This window comes from Pseudomonas gingeri (assembly GCF_013385425.1).
GTDB lineage: Bacteria > Pseudomonadota > Gammaproteobacteria > Pseudomonadales > Pseudomonadaceae > Aquipseudomonas > Aquipseudomonas gingeri_D.
The window spans coordinates 1-23225 of sequence record NZ_JACAQA010000016.1 but is presented as its reverse complement, the minus strand read 5'-3'; the positions used below and the strand labels follow the sequence as shown (position 1 = coordinate 23225).

Annotated in this window: 25 protein-coding genes and 1 pseudogene; 19 read left to right on the top strand and 7 right to left on the bottom strand. The window is 61.4% G+C overall.

What is annotated here, in order from left to right:
• Nucleotides 1–69 precede the first annotated feature (69 nt).
• Nucleotides 70–516: an RNA polymerase-binding protein DksA gene (gene dksA, locus HX830_RS19430; protein ID WP_100939578.1), complete on the bottom strand. Its 447-nt coding sequence runs from the start codon at nt 514–516 to the stop codon at nt 70–72.
• A gap of 348 nt (nt 517–864) precedes the next feature.
• Here dksA and HX830_RS19425 point away from each other — a divergent pair, with 348 nt between their 5' ends.
• A complete protein-coding gene (locus HX830_RS19425) occupies nt 865–2037 on the top strand; it encodes a pyridoxal phosphate-dependent aminotransferase (RefSeq protein WP_177101987.1) in 1173 nt (390 codons plus the stop codon).
• Nucleotides 2037–2744 carry a DNA/RNA nuclease SfsA gene (sfsA, locus tag HX830_RS19420; RefSeq protein WP_177101985.1) on the top strand — a complete coding sequence of 236 codons (708 nt, stop codon included), beginning with the start codon at nt 2037–2039 and terminating at the stop codon, nt 2742–2744. The genes HX830_RS19425 and sfsA overlap by 1 nt, the downstream gene beginning before the upstream one ends.
• A gap of 4 nt (nt 2745–2748) precedes the next feature.
• Here the strand turns inward: sfsA and HX830_RS19415 are convergent, their stop codons facing one another.
• Nucleotides 2749–3066, bottom strand: coding sequence for a Rieske (2Fe-2S) protein (locus tag HX830_RS19415; RefSeq protein WP_152737610.1), 318 nt, complete (start codon nt 3064–3066; stop codon nt 2749–2751).
• A gap of 25 nt (nt 3067–3091) precedes the next feature.
• Here HX830_RS19415 and HX830_RS32180 point away from each other — a divergent pair.
• Both HX830_RS32180 and deoC read left to right on the top strand, forming a co-directional pair.
• A pseudogene (locus HX830_RS32180) lies at nt 3092–3286 on the top strand (hemin ABC transporter substrate-binding protein); the annotation flags it as partial.
• A 189-nt stretch (nt 3287–3475) separates the two neighbouring features.
• A complete protein-coding gene (deoC, locus tag HX830_RS19410; RefSeq protein WP_177101983.1) occupies nt 3476–4258 on the top strand; it encodes a deoxyribose-phosphate aldolase in 783 nt (260 codons plus the stop codon).
• 258 nt (nt 4259–4516) lie between these two features.
• Here the strand turns inward: deoC and HX830_RS19405 are convergent, their stop codons facing one another.
• From HX830_RS19405 to HX830_RS19390, 4 genes are all read right to left on the bottom strand, one after another.
• Nucleotides 4517–5317, bottom strand: coding sequence for a Crp/Fnr family transcriptional regulator (locus HX830_RS19405; protein ID WP_103495464.1), 801 nt, complete (start codon nt 5315–5317; stop codon nt 4517–4519).
• Between the two features lie 15 nt (nt 5318–5332).
• Entirely contained in the window at nt 5333–5605 is a 273-nt protein-coding gene (locus HX830_RS19400; protein ID WP_100939569.1) for a TfoX/Sxy family protein, read from the bottom strand.
• A gap of 260 nt (nt 5606–5865) precedes the next feature.
• Nucleotides 5866–6207: a pentapeptide repeat-containing protein gene (locus HX830_RS19395; protein WP_103495463.1), complete on the bottom strand. Its 342-nt coding sequence runs from the start codon at nt 6205–6207 to the stop codon at nt 5866–5868.
• An 89-nt stretch (nt 6208–6296) separates the two neighbouring features.
• Nucleotides 6297–7850 (bottom strand): bifunctional aminoglycoside phosphotransferase/ATP-binding protein, encoded by a 1554-nt coding sequence (locus HX830_RS19390; RefSeq protein WP_177101981.1) that lies wholly within the window; start codon nt 7848–7850, stop codon nt 6297–6299.
• Nucleotides 7851–7967: 117 nt separating this feature from the next.
• On the opposite strand from HX830_RS19390, the gene mrcB reads away from it, so the two are divergent.
• Genes mrcB through HX830_RS19375 form a run of 3 tightly spaced genes read left to right on the top strand, consistent with a single transcriptional unit; the run spans nt 7968 to nt 11423 of the window.
• The gene (gene mrcB, locus HX830_RS19385) at nt 7968–10298 is read left to right on the top strand and encodes a penicillin-binding protein 1B (RefSeq protein WP_177101979.1); all 2331 of its coding nucleotides are present in this window, start codon (nt 7968–7970) and stop codon (nt 10296–10298) included.
• Nucleotides 10299–10314: 16 nt separating this feature from the next.
• Complete coding sequence (locus HX830_RS19380; protein WP_177101977.1) at nt 10315–11094, top strand: tetratricopeptide repeat protein; 780 nt, start codon at nt 10315–10317, stop codon at nt 11092–11094.
• The gene (locus HX830_RS19375) at nt 11094–11423 is read left to right on the top strand and encodes a YqcC family protein (RefSeq protein WP_103495459.1); all 330 of its coding nucleotides are present in this window, start codon (nt 11094–11096) and stop codon (nt 11421–11423) included. Before HX830_RS19380 ends, HX830_RS19375 begins: the two co-directional genes overlap by 1 nt.
• 87 nt (nt 11424–11510) lie before the next feature.
• Here the strand turns inward: HX830_RS19375 and HX830_RS19370 are convergent, their stop codons facing one another.
• Nucleotides 11511–11942 carry a DUF4124 domain-containing protein gene (locus tag HX830_RS19370; protein WP_177101975.1) on the bottom strand — a complete coding sequence of 144 codons (432 nt, stop codon included), beginning with the start codon at nt 11940–11942 and terminating at the stop codon, nt 11511–11513.
• Nucleotides 11943–12346: 404 nt separating this feature from the next.
• On the opposite strand from HX830_RS19370, the gene HX830_RS19365 reads away from it, so the two are divergent.
• From HX830_RS19365 to msrQ, 12 genes are all read left to right on the top strand, one after another.
• Nucleotides 12347–14071, top strand: a complete 1725-nt coding sequence (locus tag HX830_RS19365; RefSeq protein WP_103495488.1) for an acetolactate synthase 3 large subunit — start codon at nt 12347–12349, stop codon at nt 14069–14071.
• 1 nt (nt 14072) lies between these two features.
• On the top strand, nt 14073–14564 hold the full coding sequence (gene ilvN / locus HX830_RS19360; RefSeq protein ID WP_003176102.1) for an acetolactate synthase small subunit: 492 nt from the start codon (nt 14073–14075) through the stop codon (nt 14562–14564).
• A gap of 47 nt (nt 14565–14611) precedes the next feature.
• Nucleotides 14612–15628: a ketol-acid reductoisomerase gene (gene ilvC, locus HX830_RS19355; protein WP_003212125.1), complete on the top strand. Its 1017-nt coding sequence runs from the start codon at nt 14612–14614 to the stop codon at nt 15626–15628.
• A gap of 175 nt (nt 15629–15803) precedes the next feature.
• Complete coding sequence (locus tag HX830_RS19350) at nt 15804–16475, top strand: YjfI family protein (RefSeq protein ID WP_177101973.1); 672 nt, start codon at nt 15804–15806, stop codon at nt 16473–16475.
• 22 nt (nt 16476–16497) lie between these two features.
• Nucleotides 16498–17202 (top strand): PspA/IM30 family protein, encoded by a 705-nt coding sequence (locus tag HX830_RS19345; protein WP_177101971.1) that lies wholly within the window; start codon nt 16498–16500, stop codon nt 17200–17202.
• A gap of 93 nt (nt 17203–17295) precedes the next feature.
• Entirely contained in the window at nt 17296–17955 is a 660-nt protein-coding gene (locus HX830_RS19340; RefSeq protein WP_177101969.1) for a DUF2491 family protein, read from the top strand.
• A 13-nt stretch (nt 17956–17968) separates the two neighbouring features.
• A complete protein-coding gene (locus HX830_RS19335; protein ID WP_177101966.1) occupies nt 17969–18394 on the top strand; it encodes a DUF350 domain-containing protein in 426 nt (141 codons plus the stop codon).
• Nucleotides 18395–18421: 27 nt separating this feature from the next.
• On the top strand, nt 18422–19153 hold the full coding sequence (locus HX830_RS19330) for a DUF1190 domain-containing protein (protein ID WP_152737601.1): 732 nt from the start codon (nt 18422–18424) through the stop codon (nt 19151–19153).
• A gap of 14 nt (nt 19154–19167) precedes the next feature.
• On the top strand, nt 19168–20325 hold the full coding sequence (locus tag HX830_RS19325; RefSeq protein ID WP_177101964.1) for a glutathionylspermidine synthase family protein: 1158 nt from the start codon (nt 19168–19170) through the stop codon (nt 20323–20325).
• Nucleotides 20326–20451: 126 nt separating this feature from the next.
• On the top strand, nt 20452–21309 hold the full coding sequence (gene pssA, locus HX830_RS19320; RefSeq protein ID WP_100939556.1) for a CDP-diacylglycerol--serine O-phosphatidyltransferase: 858 nt from the start codon (nt 20452–20454) through the stop codon (nt 21307–21309).
• A 63-nt stretch (nt 21310–21372) separates the two neighbouring features.
• A complete protein-coding gene (gene msrP / locus HX830_RS19315) occupies nt 21373–22386 on the top strand; it encodes a protein-methionine-sulfoxide reductase catalytic subunit MsrP (RefSeq protein ID WP_152737599.1) in 1014 nt (337 codons plus the stop codon).
• A complete protein-coding gene (gene msrQ / locus HX830_RS19310; RefSeq protein ID WP_177101963.1) occupies nt 22386–23012 on the top strand; it encodes a protein-methionine-sulfoxide reductase heme-binding subunit MsrQ in 627 nt (208 codons plus the stop codon). The genes msrP and msrQ overlap by 1 nt, the downstream gene beginning before the upstream one ends.
• The last annotated feature ends 213 nt before the right edge of the window (nt 23013–23225 follow it).

Below are 23225 nucleotides of genomic sequence, written 5' to 3'. Positions count from 1 at the left end.
AAGCCGCGTCGGCGACACAAATGAAAACGGAGCGTTCGCACGCTCCGTTTGCTCAGGTTTCGGCAGGGACTACTTGCCGACCTGTTTTTCCTTGATTTCCGCCAGGGTCTTGCAGTCGACGCACATGTCGGCGGTCGGTCGGGCTTCCAGCCGGCGGATGCCGATCTCGACGCCACAGGACTCGCACCAGCCATACTCTTCGTCTTCGATGAGCTGCAGGGTCTTGTCGATTTTCTTGATCAGCTTGCGCTCGCGGTCGCGGGCACGCAGTTCGAGGCTGAACTCTTCTTCCTGGCTGGCACGGTCCGCCGGGTCAGGGAAGTTCGCCGCTTCGTCCTTCATGTGATCAACGGTACGGTCGACTTCATGCATCAATTCCTGCTTCCATTTCTGCAGGATCTTGGTGAAGTGCTTGCGCATGGGCTCGCCCATGTACTCCTCGCCCTTGCTTTCAACATAGGGTTCGAAGCCGCCGATCTTTGGCTCAGTGCTTTGCTGCTTTGCTTGGGTGGGCATGAATGGACCGCCTCTACTCTTCTAATCCATTGCGCAGGATTTCAACATCACCGACACCTGCCGGCCCTGCGGCTGCAAGCGGGCGAACTTACCAGATCGAATCGGGGTGCGCTACTCCCGGTTGTCGAGGCTGGACTTGTCGAGTCGAACGTCGTGACTGAACGTCCCCCTCCTACAAGAAGCGGGCCAATATATGCCGGATGAAAGGCGTCAGCTTCATGAAGCAATGGTTAATTGTTTATTTTAGTCAATCTTCCGGGGAACGTAGGATGCTTTAAACATTCCAGGGTGATCGAGGTTGGGTAGAATCGGTCTATCGCCCATTCCCCGTCAAATCAAGGAAGGCCCATGACTCAGCACTACAGCGCGCGCAGCCGCGCAATCGAACCCTTTCATGTGATGGCGCTGCTGGCGCGCGCCAATGAGTTGCAGGCCGCCGGGCATGATGTGATCCACCTCGAGATCGGTGAGCCGGACTTCACCACCGCCGCGCCGATCATTCGCGCCGGCCAGGCCGCGCTGGAGACGGGTAAGACCCGTTATACGGCGGCACGTGGGCTGCCGCAATTGCGTGAGGCGATAGCAGGCTTTTATCAGCAGCGTTACGGGCTGGATATCGATCCGCAGCGTATTTTGATCACTCCGGGTGGTTCCGGTGCGCTGCTGTTGGCCACCAGTTTGCTGGTGGACCCCGGTAAACACTGGCTGCTTGCCGATCCGGGCTACCCGTGCAACCGGCATTTCCTGCGCCTGGTCGAGGGCGCGGCGCAACTGGTGCCGGTCGGGCCTGAGGTGCGTTATCAGCTCACCGCCGACCTGGTGGCGCGGCATTGGGACCAGGACAGTGTCGGCGCCTTGGTGGCATCGCCGGCCAACCCCACCGGGACCCTGCTGACGCGGGACGAACTGGGGGCGCTGTCGGCGGCGGTCAAGGAGCGTCATGGCCATCTGGTGGTGGACGAGATCTATCACGGCCTGACCTACGGCTGCGATGCGGCCAGCGTGCTGGAAGTCGATGACAGCGCCTTTGTGCTCAACAGCTTTTCCAAATATTTCGGCATGACCGGCTGGCGGCTGGGCTGGCTGGTGGCGCCGCCGGAAGCGGTGGCGGACCTGGAAAAACTCGCGCAGAACCTCTACATCAGTGCGCCGAGCATGGCCCAGCATGCGGCGCTGGCCTGTTTCGAACCGGCGACCCTGAGCATTCTCGAAGAGCGCCGGGCCGAGTTCGGGCGCCGTCGCGACTTCCTCTTGCCGGCGTTGCGCGAGCTGGGTTTCGGGATCGCCGTGGAGCCCCAGGGCGCTTTCTACTTGTACGCCGATATCAGCGCGTTCGGCGGTGATGCCTTCGCGTTCTGCCGACATTTCCTCGAAACCGAACATGTGGCCTTTACCCCGGGGCTGGACTTCGGTCGTCACCTGGCCAGCCATCATGTGCGGTTTGCCTACACCCAGAGCCTGCCGCGCCTTGAGCAGGCGGTGGAGCGGATTGCCCGGGGTCTGCGGAGCTGGCAAGGCTGATGCGTTTTTCTCCTGCCCTCGAAGAAGGTCGTCTGATCCAGCGCTACAAACGTTTCCTGGCGGACATCGAAACCGCCTCCGGCGAGTTGCTGACCATTCACTGTCCCAATACCGGCTCGATGCTCAATTGCATGGTGCCGGGCGGGCAGGTCTGGTTCAGTCGCTCCAATGACCCCAAGCGCAAGTTGCCCGGCACCTGGGAGATCGGTGAAACCCCCCAGGGGCGATTGGCCTGCGTGAATACCGCGCGGGCCAATCCTTTGGTCGAGGAAGCGCTGCGCGCCGGGGTCATCAGCGAACTGAACGGTTTTACCGTTTTGAAGCGTGAAGTGGCCTACGGTCAGGAGAACAGCCGGATCGACTTTCGTCTCGACTATCCGACGGGGCCTGCGTTTGTCGAAGTCAAAAGCGTCACCCTCGGCTTCGACGGTACGGCGGTGGCGGCCTTTCCGGATGCGGTGACCCAGCGCGGCGCCAAGCATCTGCGCGAGCTGGCCACCCTGGCACGCGAAGGTGTGCGGGCGGTGCAGCTGTATTGCGTGAACCTGACCGGCATCGAGGCGGTGCGGCCGGCCGAGGAAATTGATCCGGGTTATGCCGCGGCCCTGCGTGAAGCGGTGGCGGCCGGGGTCGAGGTGCTGGCCTATGGGGTGAGCCTGACGCCGGAGGAGATCCGCGTCGATCGCCGGTTGCCGGTGCGGCTCTAGCGGCTCACGGCGTCAGCCAGATGCCCTGCGCGTCTTCCGTGCAAGGGATCGCCAGCAGTGACTGCCCGGCGCAAGGTCCGGCCACGCACTCACCGCTTTCAATCAGGAACAGCGCGCCGTGGGTTGCGCACTGGATCAGGCTGGCGCTGGGGTCGAGAAACTGGTCGGGTCGCCACTCCAGGGGGATGCCGCGGTGCGGGCAGCGATTCTGGTAGACATAGACCCGGCCCTCGCGGCGCACGGCCAACAGCGGCCGCCCGTCCACATCAAAACCACGACTGCTGTTGTCGGCCAGGGTGTTCGAGTCGCAGAGAAATTTCATGTTGATCCTTTAGGGAGCCTCGCACCTGTTTGTCCTCGTCGCCGGGCTGGCGCTCAGCCATGCCGTCCTGGCGACCGAACTGCCGCTACGCTGGGTCAGCGCCGGCGGGGCGTTGTCGGAATGGGTCAGTGTCCTGGGGGCGGAGTCTAAATTGGTCGGGGTCGATACCACCAGCCAGCCCCCTGAATCCCTGAAAGCCTTGCCGAGTATCGGCTACCAGTAGTGGGTAGGACGCATCTTGTTCTGATGTGGGTCGAGTCCCGGTCTTTGGTTGACACATGCCTTGGCGCGGACGAGTCCTTTATCCTGCTGCCCATAGCGTATTTCGCCTCATCCGGCAGCCAGGACCGCCGAGGAGGCGCCTCGGACGCTTGTCAGGTTTATGCAACGATCCGGATTGGGAGTGAAGATGAAGCAGATGAATGAGGCCGATCAACAACTGGCACGCCAGGCCATTGGCCTGCTCGACTTGACCTCGCTGAGTGGCGATGACGATGACGAGCGCATCCTTTCGCTTTGCCAGCGGGCGCAGACGCCATTCGGTCCGGTGGCGGCGGTGTGCGTGTTTCCACGTTTTGTCGCCCTGGCGCGACGGGCTCTCGATGCGCAGGGCGGGCAGGCGATCCGGGTCGCCACGGTGGTCAACTTCCCCCATGGCGGACCGAATGTCGCCTCGGTGGTCGCTGAAACCCTGGAGGCGATCGCCGCCGGCGCCAATGAGGTGGACCTGGTCTATCCCTATCGCTCGTTGTTGATGGGCGATGCGCAGACCGGCCTGAGCATGGTCGCCGCCTGTCGTGATGCCTGCCAGGGGCGGGCCAAACTCAAGGTGATCCTGGAGACCGGTGAGTTGCGCGACCCGCAGATGATCCGCCAGGCCAGCCAGGACGCGATTGCCGCCGGCGCCGACTTTCTCAAGACCAGTACCGGCAAAGTCCTGGTCAATGCGACCGAACAGGCCGTGCGCATCATGCTTGAAGCCATTGCCGAGCGGGGCGGGCTGGTGGGGCTGAAGGCTTCCGGCGGTATCCGCACCTTCGATGATGCGCGGACCTATATCGAACTGGCGCGCGCGCGTTTCGGCGCTGCCTGGGTCAACGCCGATCACGTACGGCTCGGGGCTTCCGGCTTGCTGGATGAGTTGCTGGCGCGACTGGAATCTCCGGTCGCGCCGGAGGTCGGGGAGGCCTGACGCACCTGGGGGGCCGGGATCTCTGCCGGCTGGCTTTCGGACAGGCAAAAAAAGACCCGGCAAAAAGCCGGGTCAATAACCGTGATTAGCCTGATGAGGAGATAATCTGAGAGTCCGAACCAGGGCCTTCCAGAAAATCCAACCGATCTCGCGATCAGTTGTGATAATCATAACGATTCTCATTTCTAAGTCAATGTCTTTTTCTCGACCGTTCGTCCAGGGTGCGACGCCGGATGAGTGATCGAGTGTCGCGGTGGTTCAGCGCGCCGTGCCGATGGCGCTCAGGCGCGTGACTTCCTTGTTCAGCAAATCGATGCGTCGGGCCATGCTTTCGATCAAGCTGTGGGCGATGCGCGGGTTGCTCTGGGTCAGGCTGAGGAATTGCTCCTTGGGGATCAGCATGACCGTGCACGGCTGGCTGGCGATCACGCTGGCGCTGCGTTTCTCGCCGGTGAACACCGCCATGGCGCCGAAAATCTCGTCCTTGGGCACATCGCCGACCTTGTGCCCGTCGACAAAGGCCTCGGCGTGTCCGTCGGTAATGATGAAGACATGGTCGGCATCGTCACCTTGGCGGATCATCACTTCACCACTGGCCACCTGCTGGAAGCCGTTGCTGCTGCGAAATTCCGGCTGTTTCAGGCGGGTGACGGCGTCGGAGAGCAGGGCGGTCTGGCCGATCAGGTAACGCAGCAGCGCTTCGGCGCGGCTTTCGTCGGCGTAGATATGGGTGAAGAGGTCGGTGCGCCGGTAGGGAATCAGACGCAGCGGGTTGTCGCTGCTCAGCACGCAGCGCGGCCAGTCGATGCCCTGGCGCAATCCGACCAGGTCGCCTTCATGCAAATAGAATAATGCACGCTCGTCGACCCGGGCATGCAGCAGGCCGCTGTCGATCAGGAACACCTGATCGGCGGGCAGCAAGGCACCGAGGTCAGCGATTTGCTCAAGCTCCAGGGGGGCCGCGCAGGGGGGCAAACCTTTGAGCAGCTGTGCCGGAATCGTCTGCAGACGATTGATCAGTTCTTCGGCGTAGGCCGGTTGCTCCCCGAGTAGATACATGCCAAACCTGCGAAATCAGTTTTTATGACGCGACGATATCGCGTCCAACTGTTTATTCAAGGCTTCTTTGCGTTCTTGAGGGATATCGTTCCAATGAATGTCCATCAAGGCGCCTTCGATCGCATACAACAGCACTTTCGATGCCCGGAATCCGCGGGTTCGTACCGCGCGGTAGGCATCCACCGCTCCCAGTCGACGCAAATCCGATGCGCTATGGATACCCACCGCGTGCAGCCATTGCGCCGACGTCTTGCCAAGGTTCTTCAGGTGTTGCAGTTCATCGTTCATCAAGCCTCCTTGCGACGGCCGAACGCTGCGTGGACGAGAGTAGGCAAGCCTGAAAAGGAGTGTAGGCGGTCAGTAGGAAAAACGTGGTTCTTTGCTCGGCGTTGGTGCAAATGCTTCTAAGCCGCGGCTTTCTCCAGCGCTGGCCGGCAGCACAGGGATGGCGCGCAAAGGGAAAAATCGTACAGCAGGAGCCTTGTCGAGGCCGTGAGCAGGCACCAGACGGCAGGCGCTGCCGCCATCCTCGAGCCCCTCCGCGAGGGCTAGGCGCTGTAGCGCAGACGCGTACCGAACTGCATCGACATGAGAATCTCGGCCGGGGTCAGTTCCACGGGGAAGTAAGCGCCGGAAATCTGCGCATGGGCCACGCTGGCACCGACCAGGATGGATTTCTGCAGATCTACGCCACGCAGATCGGCGGAGCGGAAGTAGGCATCGGTGAAGTCGATCCCCTCGGCATTCAGTTCGCGCAGGTCCAGGCCACGGAAGTCACCGCCGCGCATGTCGATCGGACCGTCCTTGGGGCGGGCCTTGTTGAAGCCGGCAATGTCATCCTTGTGCAGCAGGGCAAACAAAGGTGAGTCGAGCAGCTTGGGATGGCTCATGAGACGTCTCCTGTTGGAATTATGACGCCAGTATAATGCCACTATGTTTCAGCCGTGAAGCACTTGCGGCCCCACGGCTGAAATAGTTTTTACAGACCCGGCAGACGCTGGCGAATCTGCTCGACCAGGGCGTCCAGGCTCCCGCTTTCATGGGTTTCGACACGCTTGGTGCGCAGTACTTCATCGGCGCTCAGGGCCTCGCGGCTGGCTTGCTGGGCGGCGATCACTTCCAGTGTAGCGTCGGATGGGTCGACGGCATCGGCCTGGCGCCGGGCCAGCCAGCTTTCGATCACGGCCTGTGGGGCGTTGCAATCGAGGATCAGGCACGGTACGCCGGTGGCTTCGGCAACCTGGGCGGCGGCGTTGCGTTGCTCGCGCTTGAGATAGGTGGCGTCGATCACCACCGGGAAGCCGGCGCGCAGGACGGTGTCGGCGATTTCATGCAGGCGCTGGTAGGTGCTCACGCTGGCGTCGCGGCTATAGATGCCGTCGCCGACGTTGTTTTCGACTTGCTGGTCGCCGAACAGGCGTTTGCGTTCGACATCCGAGCGCAGGCGTACGGCGCCCAGGGCTTCCACCAGGCGCAGGGCGACGTGGCTCTTGCCGACGGCGGAGACACCACTGGTGATGGCCAGGAAGCTCGACGGAATGGTGCTGTAGCTTTCCGCCAGATTGGCGTAGTTGCGGTACTGGCGCATGCTGCTGGCGCGTTGCACCGGATCTTCGGCCGGCATGCTGAACAGCGCGACCTTGGCGCGCACCAGGGCACGATAGGCCTTGTAGAAGTTCAGCAGGGCCAGGCCCTGGTAGTCACCGGTCAGTTCCAGGTACTGGCTGATAAAGCGTCGGGCCAGGCTCTTGAGGCCACGGTCTTCGAGGTCCATCGCGAGGAAGCCGGTGTCGGCGTAGACGTCGGTGAAGCGGAAGGGTTCGTTGAACTCGATGCAGTCGAAGATCACCACCTTGCCGTCGATGACGGTGGCGTTGCCCAGGTGGATGTCGCCGTGGCATTCACGAATGAAACCTTCGGCCTTGCGCTGGGCCAGCAGCGGCTTGAGGCGCTCGAAACTGGTTTCGGCCCAGGCTTGCAGGGCGTCGAGTTGCAGCAGGTCGGCCTTTTCGCTGAGGAAGGGGCGGATCTGTTCGAAGTTCTGCCGGACCGGGTCCATGACCGCTTCTGGAGTGCCCTGGTAGTGATCTTTCGGCACTTCGGGGGCGCTCTGGTGGAACGCGGCGATCTGTTGGGCCATTTCGTCGATGTGCACGGTGGTCAGTTCACCGTTGGCCTGCAGTGTGCTCAGCAACTGGCTCTGCGGGAACTGGCGCATTTTCAGCACATATTCGATGGCCGGACCGCTGCCGCCCAGGACGGGGGCCTCGACGCTGCCGGTGATCGGCAGGACTTCCAGGTACAGGTCGTGGGTCAGGCGCTGGTTCAGGCGCAGCTCTTCCGCGCAGAAATGTGCGCGAGCGCTCAGTGCGGTGAAGTCGAGGAAGCCGAAGTTGACCGGTTTCTTGATCTTGTAGGCATAGGGCCCGGTGAGCAGGACCCAGGAAATGTGGGTTTCGATAACCTGGAAGCCTTCCACCGGATGCGGGTAGAGGGCCGGGTTTTGCAGGGCGGTAATCAGGGACTGGCTCACTGGCGATCCTTCAAGGGGACGGTAAATTCAAAGCGGTCATTATGGCTGCTGCGGGCTCAGGTGCAAACCGCCGGACGTACATGTTGATCATCAATAAAGTGCGTATAATCCGCCGCCATGACTCGTACCCGATCCCCCCGTTCCCGCGCCAAATCCAAACCTCCCGCCGGCCGCCTGCGCCCCTGGCTTGGCTGGGCGATCAAGCTCAGCCTGGTGGGCCTCGTCGTGCTGGCCGGTTTTGCCGTCTACCTCGATGCCATCGTGCAGGAGAAGTTCTCCGGCAAGCGCTGGACCATCCCGGCCAAGGTCTATGCCCGGCCGCTGGAGCTGTTCGCCGGCCAGAAACTGAGCAAGGAAGACTTCCTTACCGAACTCGATGCCCTCGGTTATCGTCGTGAACCCGTGGCCAATGGCCCGGGGGCGGCGGCGGTCAACGGCAATACCGTGGACCTGAACACCCGTGGCTTCCAGTTCTATGAAGGCATGGAGTCGGCCCAGCCGGTGCGGGTGCGCTTCTCCGGCGACTATGTGGCCGAGCTGTCCTCGCTCAACGGCGCGAAGCTCTCGGTGGTGCGCCTTGAGCCGCTGCTGATCGGCGGCCTGTACCCGAAGAACCTCGAAGACCGCATCCTGATCAAGATCGACCAGGTGCCGCCGTACCTGCTCGACACCCTGGTGGCGGTCGAGGATCGGGATTTCTATCATCACTTCGGCGTCTCGCCCAAGTCGATTGCCCGGGCCATCTGGGTCAATACCTCGGCCGGACAGATGCGCCAGGGCGGCAGTACCCTGACCCAGCAGTTGGTCAAGAACTTCTTCCTGACCAACGAACGCAGCCTGAGCCGCAAGCTCACCGAGGCCATGATGGCCATGCTGCTGGAGCTGCATTACGACAAGAAAGAGATTCTCGAGGCCTACCTCAACGAGGTCTTTATCGGCCAGGACGGCCAGCGCGCGGTGCACGGCTTCGGCCTGGCCAGCCAGTTCTTCTTCAGCCAGCCCCTGGCGGAGCTGAAGTTGCATCAGGTGGCGTTGCTGGTGGGCATGGTCAAGGGGCCGTCTTATTACAACCCGCGACGTTACCCGGATCGCGCGCTGGAACGGCGTAACCTGGTGCTCGACCTGCTGGAGCAGCAGGGCGTGGCCAGCGCCGAGCAAGTCGCGGCGGCGAAGAAAATGCCGCTGGGGGTGACTGCCCGTGGCAGCCTGGCGGACAGTTCGTTCCCCGGCTTCCTCGACCTGGTCAAGCGGCAACTGCGCGAAGACTACCGCGACGAAGACTTGACCGAGGAAGGCCTGCGCATCTTCACCAGCTTCGACCCGATCCTGCAGATGAAGGCCGAGGCTTCGGTCAACGACACCTTCAAACGCCTGGCCGGGCGCAAGGGCAGTGACGATATCGAGGCGGCCATGGTGGTGACCAACCCGGAAACCGGTGAGGTCCAGGCCATGATCGGCAGTCGCCAGGCCAGTTTTGCCGGGTTCAACCGGGCGCTGGATGCGGTGCGGCCGGTGGGTTCTCTGATCAAGCCGGCGGTGTATCTGACGGCGCTGGAGAAACCCAGCCAGTACACGCTGACCAGTTGGCTGTCGGACGAAGCCTTCTCGGTGAAAGGCGCCGACGGTCAGATCTGGAAGCCGCAGAACTTTGACCGCCGTTCCCACGGCACGATTTTCCTCTATCAGGGCCTGGCGCATTCCTACAACCTGTCGACCGCTCGACTGGGCCTGGAGGTTGGCGTGCCGAATGTCCTCAAGACCCTCGGACGCCTTGGTGTTACCCGTGAGTTCCCGGCCTTTCCGTCGATGTTGCTGGGTGCCGCGAGCATGACGCCGATGGATATCGCGACCATGTACCAGACCCTGGCCAACGGCGGCTTCAATACGCCGATGCGGGGGATTCGCAGTGTCCTGACGGCCGAGGGCCAGCCGCTCAAGCGTTATCCGTTCCAGATCCAGCAGCGTTTCGATGCGGGCTCGATCTATCTGATCCAGGCGGCGATGCAGCGGGTGATGCGCGAGGGTACCGGGAGCGGGGTCTACAACGTCCTGCCCAAGACCCTGACCCTGGCCGGCAAGACCGGTACCAGTAACGACTCGCGGGACAGCTGGTTCGCCGGTTTCGGCCAGGACCTGCTGGCGGTGGTCTGGCTCGGTCGCGATGACAACGGCAAGACACCGTTCACAGGTGCCAGTGGCGCCTTGCAGGTCTGGACCAGTTTCATGCGCAAGGCCGATCCGCTGCCATTGGATATGCCGCAGCCGGATAACGTGGTCCAGGCCTGGGTCGATCCGCATACCGGGCAAGGCTCCGATGCCAATTGCCCGGGCGCGGTGCAGATGCCGTATATTCGCGGCAGTGAACCGGTACCCGGTGCGTCGTGTGGTGGCGTGGCCCCTGCGCCGGCCACCGAAGTGATGGATTGGGTCAAGGGCTGGTTGAATTGAGCGAAGAGGGTTTGACGTGAACAAGTGGTGGATTCCAGCTTTTGCCGCACTGACCGTGCTGGGTGGTTGTTCCAGCGTGCCACGGGGTTCGATCCCGGTGGTCGATTCGGGGACCGCGGTCTCCAACAACGAGCGGATCTCGTCCACTGGCGGTTTCCGCAAGACCATCACCAAGGGGCCGGTGCCAAGCCAGACCCAGGCGGTGCCGCAGGATTCCGGCGTGGTGGTGATGATTCCGGGTGGTGGGGCGACAACCTCGGCACCGATCAGTACCGAGCCGTTCACCCCGGGGCCGATTACCCCAGGACCTTCGAACAACGCGCCGATCCAGGCCGTGCCGGGTGACTCGGGTGCCTATAACCAGGGCGCGTACAGCCCGCCGGTCAATCAGGGTGCTTACAACATGCCGAGCCCGGTGGCGCCGAGCGGTATTCCGTCGAACAACAGCGGTGGTTTGTCCGCTGACGAGCAACTGGACGGTCCGGTGCTGGCGTTGTTGACCACCGCCCAGCAGCAGCAATCCAGTGGCGACCTCAATGGTGCCTCGTCCAGCCTTGAGCGCGCCCAGCGCGTGGCGCCGCGTGAACCGCAAGTACTTTATCGCCTGGCCCAGGTGCGCATGGCCCAGGGTGATGCGCCGCAAGCCGAGCAACTGGCCCGTCGCGGCCTGAGCTTCGCCAACGGCCGTCCGGATCTGCAAGCCAACCTCTGGGGTATCATTGCCCAGGCGCGGAGCAAGCAGGGTGATGCCGCGGGTGCCGCCCAGGCACAGCAGAAGGCCAGGGCTGGTTACTGATGGATGCACGTTTTCCGTTGATTGCCGAGCAACTCCTGCTGATCGAGCGGGAGTTGCGGGCCCAGGGCTGCTGGGATGAGGAGCCGCCCAGCGTCGAGGCCCTGGCCAGTGTCGAACCCTTCAGTGTCGATACCCTGGAGTTCGAGCAGTGGCTGCAATGGATTTTCCTGCCGAGGATGAAGCTGATCCTCGAGGCGGATCTGCCGCTGCCCAATGCGTCCGGGATTCTGGCCATGGCCGAAATGGTCTATGCCCAGCGGCCGGGGCAGGGGCGCGGTTTGCAGCGGTTGCTGGCGCAGTTTGACCAGCTGATTGCCGAGACCCGCTGACCTGTAGGAGCTGGCTTGCCGGCGATGAGGCCCTTGAGGCCTGCATCGATCTTCCGGCAGTCATCGCTGGCAAGCCAGCTCCCACAGTTACGAGCAGTTTTCCTCGATGCTCTTGCGCGTCTCTATCAAGCGTGTCTGGCGTTCTTCATCGGTCAGGCGGCGCACTTCGCCATTGACCTCTTCACGCACTCGCGCATTGTTTTCCAGCTGGGCCAGGTTGGTCCGCGCTTTCTCGCAATAGGCTTTGCGCACCAATTCCTGATCGGCAATCTGCTTCTTGACCTTGGCGTCGATGGCTTTCTGGTCGCCCAGCGGCGTGCTCGCCGGTACGGCGGGGCTGGGTGGCGGCGCGGGGACATTGCCGATTGCCGGGGTCACCACGGTGGCCGTTTGCCCGGCCGGCGGCTGTGCATCGAAATGCGTCTGGCCCTGGGCATCGACCCATTTGTAGATCGGCCCGGCCTGGCACAGCGGGCTCAAGGCGAGTAGCAGGCCCGCCATCAGAATGCTTCTACGCATCAGGTTTCCTTGTCAGACAATGCGATAAGCAACGTAGCACATTCCCTCGTGAAAGGTTTTCTTCTGCGTTGTCATGTGCTTAGTTCGAAGAAAGCTCACAAGATAACTTGACTTGGACGGGACGAATCAGAACAATCCAAAGTCCGCTGTAGAGGGACTGCCAGAAGCAGGCCCACTCGGCAGATCATGAGGCGCACATCCGCGCCGACCTGTTACACCCGCAACGCGTTACCTCGCGCTGGGTGGGAAACCCCCGCAACATTTGGGGCACTCCCAATACTTGCTCAGTCAGTGCTGACGTAGTCGGCGACCACCGTCGCTCATGCTCTGCTGAGAAGTAAACCTATTAAGACCCGTCCTCCAGTGTGCGTGGACGGTATTCTGGCGTTTTAGAGGTGAACAACGTGGAGCTTTTATCTGGCGGTGAGATGCTCGTCCGCTTTTTGCGTGACGAAGGCGTCAAGTACATCTACGGGTACCCGGGTGGTGCTCTCCTTCATGTCTACGATGCCCTGTTCAAGGAGCCGGATGTCACCCACATCCTGGTTCGTCATGAGCAGGCCGCGACCCATATGGCCGACGGCTACGCCCGTGCCACCGGTAAAGCCGGCGTGGTCCTGGTGACATCCGGTCCTGGCGCAACCAATGCCATCACCGGTATCGCCACGGCGTACATGGACTCCATTCCGATGGTGATCATCTCCGGTCAGGTGCCAAGCACCCTGGTCGGCACCGATGCGTTCCAGGAAACCGACATGATCGGTATCTCCCGGCCGATCGTGAAGCACAGCTTCATGATCAAGCACGCTTCGGAAATCCCGGAAGTCATGAAGAAGGCGTTCTACCTGGCGCAATCCGGTCGTCCTGGTCCTGTCGTTGTCGATATCCCGAAAGACATGACCAACCCGGCCGAGAAATTCGAATACGTCTTCCCGAAAAAAGCCAAGCTGCGTTCCTACAGCCCGGCGGTACGTGGCCACTCCGGCCAGATCCGCAAGGCGGCGGAAATGCTCCTGGCGGCCAAGCGTCCGGTGCTCTATGCGGGCGGCGGCGTGATCCTCGGGGGTGGCTCCGCGCCGCTGACCGAGCTGGCGAAAATGCTCAACCTGCCCGTCACCAATACCCTGATGGGCCTGGGTGCCTACCCTGGCACCGACCGGCAGTTCGTCGGCATGCTCGGCATGCACGGCAGCTACACCGCCAACCTGACCATGCACCACGCCGATGTGATCCTGGCCGTGGGCGCGCGTTTCGACGACCGGGTGATCAACGGCCCGTCGAAGTTCTGCCCGAACGCCAAGATCATCCATATCGACATCGACCCGGCATCGATCTCCAAGACCATCAAGGCAGACGTGCCTATCGTTGGGCCGGTGGAGAGCGTGCTGACCGAAATGGTCGCGACCCTCAAGGAAATCGGCGAGACTCCGAACAAGGAGTCGGTGGCCAGCTGGTGGAAGCAGATCGACGAATGGCGCGGCGACCGCGGCCTGTTCCCTTATGACAAGGGCGACGGCAGCATCATCAAGCCACAGACCGTGATCGAGACCCTGTGCGAAGTGACCAAGGGCGATGCCTTTGTGACCTCCGACGTGGGCCAGCACCAGATGTTCGCGGCGCAGTACTACAAGTTCAACAAGCCCAACCGCTGGATCAACTCTGGCGGCCTGGGCACCATGGGCTTCGGTTTCCCCGCGGCCATGGGTGTGAAGCTGAGTTTCCCTGACTCCGACGTCGCGTGCGTCACGGGTGAGGGCAGCATCCAGATGAACATCCAGGAGCTGTCGACCTGCCTGCAATACGGCCTGCCGGTGAAGATCGTCAGCCTGAACAACGGTGTGCTCGGCATGGTCCGCCAGTGGCAGGACATGAGCTACGGCAGCCGTCACTCGCACTCGTACATGGAATCGCTGCCTGACTTCGTCAAGCTGGTCGAAGCCTACGGTCACGTCGGTATCCGTATCACGGATCTGAAAGACTTGAAGCCGAAGATGGAAGAAGCGTTCGCCATGAAGGATCGCCTGGTATTCCTCGATATCCAGGTCGACACCAGCGAGCACGTCTACCCGATGCAGATCAAAGACGGCTCCATGCGCGATATGTGGCTGAGCAAGACGGAGCGTACCTAATATGCGGCACATCATTTCCCTGCTTCTGGAAAACGAACCTGGCGCTCTGTCCCGTGTGGTTGGCCTGTTTTCGCAACGCAACTACAACATCGAAAGCCTGACCGTGGCCCCGACCGAAGACCCGACCCTGTCGCGTCTGACGTTGACTACTGTCGGGCATGACGAAGTCATCGAACAGATCACCAAGAACCTGAACAAGCTGATCGAAGTGGTCAAGCTGGTGGACCTCTCGGAAAGTGCTCATATCGAGCGCGAACTGATGCTGGTCAAGGTCAAGGCCACTGGCGCCCAGCGCGCCGAGATCAAGCGCACCACCGATATTTACCGGGGTCAGATCGTTGATGTCAGCGCCAGCGTCTATACCGTTCAACTGACCGGTACCAGCGACAAGCTCGACAGCTTCATTCAGTCCATCGGCACCGCCTCGATTCTGGAGACCGTCCGTAGTGGCGTCACCGGTATTGCGCGCGGCGACAAAGTACTCAGCATCTAAACCAACTTGCAAACGGCCTGAACGGCCTGGATATAAAGGGGAATTTCATGAAGGTTTACTACGATAAAGATTGCGACCTGTCGATCATCCAGGGCAAGAAAGTCGCCATCATCGGCTACGGCTCCCAGGGTCACGCACAAGCTTGCAACCTGAAAGACTCCGGCGTTGACGTAACTGTCGGCCTGCGCAAAGGCTCGGCCACTGTTGCCAAGGCTGAAGCCCATGGCCTGAAAGTGACCGACGTTGCCAGCGCTGTTGCCGCTGCCGACCTGGTCATGATCCTGACCCCGGACGAGTTCCAGTCCGCGCTGTACAAGAACGAAATCGAGCCGAACATCAAGAAAGGCGCCACCCTGGCCTTCTCCCACGGCTTCGCGATCCACTACAACCAGGTCGTGCCACGCGCCGACCTCGACGTGATCATGATCGCGCCGAAGGCTCCAGGCCACACCGTGCGTTCCGAGTTCGTCAAAGGCGGCGGTATCCCTGACCTGATCGCGATCTACCAGGACGCCTCGGGCAACGCCAAGAACGTTGCGCTGTCCTACGCCGCCGGCGTTGGCGGTGGTCGTACCGGTATCATCGAAACCACCTTCAAGGACGAGACCGAAACCGACCTGTTCGGCGAACAAGCCGTTCTGTGCGGCGGTACCGTCGAGCTGGTCAAAGCCGGTTTCGAAACCCTGGTTGAAGCGGGCTACGCGCCGGAAATGGCCTACTTCGAATGCCTGCACGAACTGAAGCTGATCGTTGACCTCATGTACGAAGGCGGTATCGCCAACATGAACTACTCGATCTCCAACAACGCCGAATACGGCGAGTACGTGACCGGCCCTGAAGTCATCAACGCCGAATCCCGCCAGGCCATGCGTAACGCTCTGAAGCGCATCCAGGACGGTGAATACGCGAAGATGTTCATCAGCGAAGGTGCCACCGGCTACCCATCGATGACCGCCAAGCGTCGTAACAACGCTGCTCACGGCATCGAGATCATCGGCGAGCAACTGCGCTCGATGATGCCGTGGATCGGCGCGAACAAGATCGTCGACAAAGCCAAGAACTGAGTCGACGCTCAACCGGCTGCCTGGCCCCTCGGGGCTGAGCGCCGGTACAGGCTGTACACAAACGCCCCGACTTGTCGGGGCGTTTTGTTTTGTCACATAAAGCTTTCATGTCAGATGTTGAACATTCCAGGCAAAGGACGTAATTTACTTACATGTAAGATTTTTCGGAGGACAGATGCCCCGTAAAAAAACAGCGGATGACAAGCCCCTCACGGGCGAGAAAGCGTCATCACCGGCCAAGACCAAGACTACCGCCGACTACGTTCGCGATATGCGCACGCGGCTGCGCGATGCCGGGCTGGTGAAGCGGGAATTCTGGATTCTTCCCGAGAATGCGACGGCCCTGCGGGGTATCGAAAAGGCGTTACGCCAGCCCTTCCTGGGTGAACGGATCAAACTGGAGGCTTTCATGACTGAGAACATCAACTGGACGATCAACTCGCTGCACAAGGCGCTGTCGGAGCTGGAGGTCGTCTCCAGTGGCGAGATTGTGCTGACCCTCGCCGAAAACGCCGAGCAGAGCATCAAGCTGAGCATGACCGAATTTGGCGACCTGCCGCTCTACCTGGCGGTGTCCGGTGACCAGATCCTGGTGGACGCGACCCTGGTCGAAGTGAGCCGGGTCAAGGATCCAGCGGTCTTCAACGGCCTGGTGCTGCGCAGTCGCGACCTGTTCCCGTTGTCCTCCGTGGGCATCGAGCGGGTCGGCGACGGTACCGAGGTCTACTGCATGTTCGGCGCGTTGAGCGCGGCTTCCACCATCACCGTGATCGTCCAGGAAATCTTCACCCTGGCCGAGAACGTGATCCGTGCGGTGGAAGCGTTCGAAGACCACATCCACGTTTAATGAAGTCCCCAAGGAGTTTTCGATGAGTATCTGGAAGAAAGTCATAACGGCCATTCGTGGTGGTGTTTCCGAGGTGGGTGAGACCATTGTCGACGCCAACGCCATTCGTATCCTCGAGCAGGAACAGCGCGACGCCGAAAATGCCGTGGCCAAGGCCAAGAACGGCCTGGTGGATATCAAGGCCCGCTACAAACTGTCGCAACAGCGCCTCGACGGCCTGAACAACGACATCGCCAACTGGGAAGGCAAGGCCATGGCCGCGCTGGACAAGGGCGTGGAAAGCCTGGCCGGCGAGTGCGCCAACAAGGTGGCCGAGATCGAGGCCCTGCGCGACCAGGAGAAAATCCTGGCCGATCAGTTCGGCGCCCAGGTCGAGATGCTGCATGCCCAGGTGATCAAGGCGGAAAACCAGATCAAGGGGTTGAAGCAGCAGGTCGAAATGGCCAAGGCCCGCGAGACGGTCCAGCAGGCCCGTGTTGCTACCGCCGCGGCCACCGGCGGGGCGAATGGCAAGCTGGAAACGGCGGTCGGGTCGCTGGCGCGTATCAAGCAACGCCAGGATGAGCGCGACGCCAAGCTGGATGCGGCGCAGGAATTGGCCGACGAGTCCAGCGGCGGTGATCTGGAGCGTCGTCTGCAGGACGCCGGTATCGGCGCCAAGTCGGGCAGCGGCAGTGATGTGCTGGCGCGTCTGAAGGCCCGGCAGAATCCAGGCTCGGGTCAGTAAGCTCGGGTCTTGGGGCAAGCGCGTCAGCGTTTTGCCCTTTTTGCCGTCTGGAAAACAGCCCGGTGCGTTGTTGCGACAGAAAGGAGAGACACGATGAGTTGGATCAAGCGCGTCATGGGCTTAGAGGCGCCGAAGTCTGCCGCGGGGGCTACCTCGGTAGCGCCGGGCAACCCCCTGGGGCTGGCCTCGGGGCGGATGCTCTGCCTGGATCGCTCCTTGAAGCTGATGCTTGAAGGGCAGTCCCATGTGGTGGTGCCCGATGACGAGAAAGTCTGGGCGGTGGGCGATATCGACCTCGGGCAGTCGATGCGCTTGCAGCGGTTTTACCTCGATAACGAGGATTATTTCCTGCAAGTGGTCATGGACGGCCCCGCGGCCGAGGACATTCAGGACCTTATCCTGTTCGGCTACCACGACGTCACCACGATCAACAGCAAGGAACAGTTGCTGCAACTGACCGGCCCGAATGCGAAGATCGGCATGCCGCTCTACGAACTCGAAGGCGAGGAGTATGGGCGGCAATGGGGCGGTGAGGACGGGCAGACCGAACTCACACCCATGCAGGAGTTCGTCAAGAGCCCGGACGGTGCCTACTCGATCAAGCACCTGAGCATGCTCTATTCCCGCGAGATCGGCCTGCTCAACCGTCGGGAGTTCCTGCTCTTTTCGGTCGAGGAAGACGAGGAGGGGGTGATCACCCTGTCCACTGCTGTTGGCGTGACGCTGCAAATCACCGATATCGAAGTTCTCTGACAAGGAAATCATCATGCTCGAAGCGCTGCGCCTGTCGCTCAACGCCACCGCGGTATTCGGCTTCATCATCTATATGGCGGTGGCGGCTGTTCTGTTCGTGTTGTTCCAGTTCATCTACACCCGGATCACTCCCCACAAGGAGTTCGCCCTGATCCGTGAGGGCAATACCGCCGCGGCGGTGGCCCTGGGTGGTTCGTTGGTGGGTTTTGCCCTGCCGGCCAGCAATATCATCGCCAACAGCATCAGTGTCGTCGACGTCGTTGTCTGGGTGTTGATCGCGGCCGTGGTGCAGTTGCTGGCGTTTGTCGTGACCAGCCTGGTGCTCAAGGGGCTGTCCGGGCGTATTGTGCGCGGCGAGATGGCGGCGGCGATCTATTCGGCCTCGGTAGCCATCAGTGTTGGCTTGCTTAACTCGGCCTGCATGACGCCGTCGACCTGAGCCCAGGGCAAGGATAAGGATGATTCGATGAGAACCCGTAGCTCCGTAAAACTGGTGCTGGCCGGCACCTTTCCGCTGGCGCTTTCCGCCTGCGGTGCATCCCAGGACACCGTTGCCTTCAACGCCAAGAGCAACTTCAAGTCGGTCGAGGAGTGCGTGGCGGCGAAAGTCCCGGTGGAGGTCTGCTCCGACGCCTTCATGCAGGCGCTGGCCGATCACCGGCGTATCGCGCCGACCTATGACGACCAGGCCTCCTGCGACAGCGACTTCGTTCCCGGCTATTGCCAGATCACCCCGGACGGCAAGTACATGCCGAAGATGGGCGGCTTTGAACTGGCGATGTCCGGTGATGTGCCGCGCAAGGACCTTGAACAGGCCCAGCAACAAGCGGCCGTGCAGTCGGGCGGTGGTGGCAATGGCGGCCTGCTGACCGGCTTGTTGCTTGGCAATCTGCTCAGCAACAGCGGTGGCGGCGGGCGCTACTATTCCCAGCCGATCTACGACAGTCGCGACAATCGCGGTAGCTATGGCAGTTCGACGCTGTCGCAGCAGATCGAGCAGGGCAAGTCGTTCAGTCGTTCGACCCAGGCCCGCAGCAGTTCCACCAACACCTACACGCCGGCCACCCTCGGCAAAAGCCTGGGCAGCGGTTCCGGCTCGGTGTCCTCGACGGTCTCGCGTGGCGGCTTCGGCAGCCAGGCGACCGCACGCAGTGGTTGGGGCGGCAAGAGCAGCAGCATTTTCAGTTCCGGCGGTTGAGGGGAGCGGCCAGGGTGAAAAAGATTGGTATCGCAGAGCGTCCGCACTGGCGCGAAAGTGTCGAGCGCGAAGGGTTCGGTTTCCACACCATCGGTGGCGAGCGCTATTGGGATGAGCGCGGTTATTACCTGTTCACCGAAGAGCAGATCACCCGCGACCTGGAAGCGCCGACCAAGGCACTGCATGACCTGTGCCTGGATGTGGTCGAGCGCGTCGTCGGCAGTGAAGAACTGCTGACGGGCCTGGCCATTCCGCCGGCGTTTTTCGATCTGGTCCGCGATTCCTGGAAGCAGGGGCATCCGCATCTGTACGGCCGCTTCGACCTGGCGTATGACGGCAGCGGTCCGGCCAAGTGCCTGGAAGCCAATTACGACACCCCCACCAGTCTGCTCGAAGCCGGTTCCGTGCAGTTGCTCTGGCTTGAGGAACAGATCGCCCGGGGCGTGCTGCCGGCGCAGGCGAATCAGTTCAACACCATCGCCGAAGATCTGGTCAGGGCCTTCGCGGCCTTTCCGGCCGGTGGGGCTTTCTACTTCTCGGCGATGTCGGGCTCGGAGGAGGATCGCGGGACCACGGATTTTCTGCGCAAGATGGCCGCGCATGCGGGGATCGAGGCACGGCATATCGATATCGAGGACATCGGCCTCACCGCCCAGGGTCGCTTTGTCGATCTGGACGGCCGTTGGATCGAGCGGCTGTTCAAGCTGCATGCCTGGGAACATATCTTCCACGAGGTGTTCGGCCAGGCGGTGCCCGGTTGCGACACGCAATTTATCGAACCCGCCTGGAAAGCCATTGTCAGTAACAAAGGCATTTTGCCGCTGCTGTGGAAGTTTCATGAAGGGCATCCCAACCTGTTGCCCGCTTATGTCGACCAGAACCCGCAGCGGCCCGTGCCCAAGGGCTGGGTGCGCAAACCGTTCTTTTCCCGTGAGGGCGCGAACATCGAGATCCGTACCGGCGACGATCAGGTGGTGGCCGAGGATGGGCCCTACACGGATGCGCCCTATATCCTGCAGGCGTTTTCCCCTTTGCCGAAGTTCGGCGACAGCTACACCGTGATCGGTTCATGGGTGGTGGGGGATGTGGCCGCCGGGATCGGCATTCGTGAGGACGACAGCCTGATTACCAAGGACAGCAGTCGATTCCTGCCTCACGTTGTCCTGGGCTGATCGACCTGTCTGGCCCGGGTTTTCCCGCAGGCCAGGGCGCTTCTGGTATAAAGCGGGATCTTTTTGCGCTCCCATCGTAGTCGCCGAGTGCTGTTGAAACCCTTCATTTAGCTGCAAGGTAATATCATGACTGAACGTCCCGAAGAGCCTGGTCAGGGCTCCGAAGCCGAAAGCCTGCTACCCATCGACGAACATGTCGAAGAGGGGCATGACGCCGACGGCCAGAAAGTCCGCCATCGCGGTATCTATCTGTTGCCGAACCTGTTCACCACCGCGAACCTGTTCGCCGGTTTCTACGCCATCATCAGCGCGATGAGTGCGCAGAGCGCCGCGAGTGCCGGGGACCCGGCGGGGGCGAGCAAGTATTTCGCGTTTTCCGCCATCGCGATCTTTGTCGCCATGGTCCTCGACGGCCTGGACGGTCGCGTGGCGCGCATGACCAATACCCAGAGCGCCTTCGGCGCCGAGTATGACTCGTTGTCCGATATGGTCGCCTTCGGCGTTGCCCCGGCACTCCTGGCATTCGGCTGGGCGCTGGGGGATATGGGCAAGGTCGGCTGGATGGTTGCCTTTATCTATGTAGCTGGCGCGGCATTGCGTCTGGCGCGCTTCAATACCCAGGTCGGCACCGCCGACAAGCGCTACTTTATCGGCCTGGCCAGTCCGGCGGCGGCCGGCGTGGTGGCGGGGACGGTGTGGGCGTTCAGCGACTACGGGATCCAGGGTTCGAAGATGTCGTTCCTGGTGGCCTTGCTGGTGGCGGCGGCCGGGATGCTGATGGTCAGCAACATCAAGTACAACAGTTTCAAGGAGCTGGACCTCAAGGGGCGCGTGCCGTTTGTCGCGATTCTCGCCGTGGTGCTGGTGTTCGCCGTGGTGTTCAGCGATCCGCCACGCATCCTGCTGCTGATCTTCCTCGCCTATGCGGCCTCGGGTCCTATCCAGTACCTGTTGCATCTTCGTCGGCACAAAGCCGGCGAGTGATGTAATTTCCCGCAGACTCCGTAGTCTATTGGTGCATCAGTCCTCCAATGCTACGGAGTTGCCATGTTTATCAAGCTTCCCAAGCGATCCGATTGCAAAGAATCGGACGTCACGCCTGAATCCCTCTATCTTTCCCGTCGTACCTTGCTGGGCGCTTCCGTCGCCGCACTGGCGATCGGCAGTCTGCCGCGTTGGGCCAGTGCCGCCGAGGCGGCGCGTTATGCCGATGTGGACGCGGGGAATGCGCCGTCCTGGTTTGCCGGGAAACTGCCTGAGACTAAATGGGGCGCGGTGACGGTCAAGGGGGAGGCGATTACCCCCTACAAGGATGCGACCCACTACAACAACTTCTATGAGTTCGGCACCGACAAGGGCGATCCGGCGCAGAACGCCGGCTCCCTGAAGACCGAACCCTGGTCGGTGGTGGTGGACGGTGAAGTCGGCAAGCCGGGGCGTTATGCCCTGGAGGACTTTATGAAGCCTTACCAGTTGGAGGAGCGCATCTATCGCCTGCGTTGTGTCGAGGCCTGGTCCATGGTGATTCCCTGGATCGGCTTTCCGATTTCGGCGCTGCTCAAGCAGGTCGAGCCGACCTCCAAGGCCAAATACATTCGCTTCGAAACCCTGCAGGATCCCAAGAGCATGCCGGGCCAGCGTTCCGGTTTCGCCCTGATCGACTGGCCTTATGTGGAGGGCTTGCGGCTGGACGAGGCGATGAACCCTTTGGCTATTCTGGCAGTGGGTATGTATGGGCGGGAACTGCCGAATCAGAATGGTGCGCCGTTGCGTCTGGTGGTGCCGTGGAAGTACGGGTTCAAGAGCGTGAAATCCATTGTGCGCATCAGCCTGGTGGAAGAGCAGCCCAAGACCACCTGGCAAAGCATTGCCTCGGATGAGTATGGCTTTTATGCCAATGTGAACCCTACCGTCGACCACCCGCGTTGGACCCAGGCCCGGGAGCGGCGTTTGCCCAGCGGGCTGTTCAGTCCCAATGTGCGTGAGACGCAGATGTTCAATGGCTACTCGGATGAAGTCGCCTCTCTCTATACCGGCCTGGATCTGCGGAAGAACTACTGATGCGATATCCGTTCTGGCGTGTGGGTGTCTTTATTGCGGCGGCGATCTGGCCGTTGCTCTGGTTGTATCAGGCCTGGAGCCTGGCCTTGGGTCCGGATCCGGGAAAGGTCATGGTGGATCGGTTGGGCTTGGGCACCTTGATTCTGTTGTTGGTGACCTTGAGCATGACGCCGTTGCAGAAACTCAGTGGCTGGCCGGGCTGGATCGCGGTGCGCCGGCAATTGGGTTTGTGGTGCTTTGCCTATGTGGTGCTGCATCTGGTGGCTTATCTGGTGTTTGTGCTCGGGTTGGACTGGTCGCAACTGGCGGTCGAGTTGCGCAAGCGGCCCTACATCATTGTCGGTGCGCTGGGTTTCCTCTGTTTGCTGGCGCTTGCCGTGACGTCGAACCGTTACAGCCAGCGTCGCCTGGGGAAGGGCTGGAAGAAGTTGCACCGCTTGGTCTATGTGATTCTCGGGTTGGGGTTGCTGCATATGTTGTGGATCGTGCGGGCTGACCTGAAGGAGTGGACGGTATATGCCTCTATAGGGGCGCTGCTATTGGTATTGCGCATCCCGGTAGTGATGCGTCGAATTCCCCGTCTTGTGGCAAGAAAGCCGCTCTCCACAACAACTCGGTCCTTGTAGGGACCGGCTTGCTGGCGATGAGGTCTTGTGTCGCCTATGCGGGCCTCTTCGCGGGCAAGCTCCGCTCCCACGGGATCGAGTCACACCGCGAACTATCGGTCAGGCCTGGAGACTGTGGGAGCGGAGCTTGCCCGCGAAGGCGTCAGTACAGACACCGCAAAACCCGGGACGCGCACTGTTTTTGACCTTTGTGACAGAAAAGTGAAAATAAGC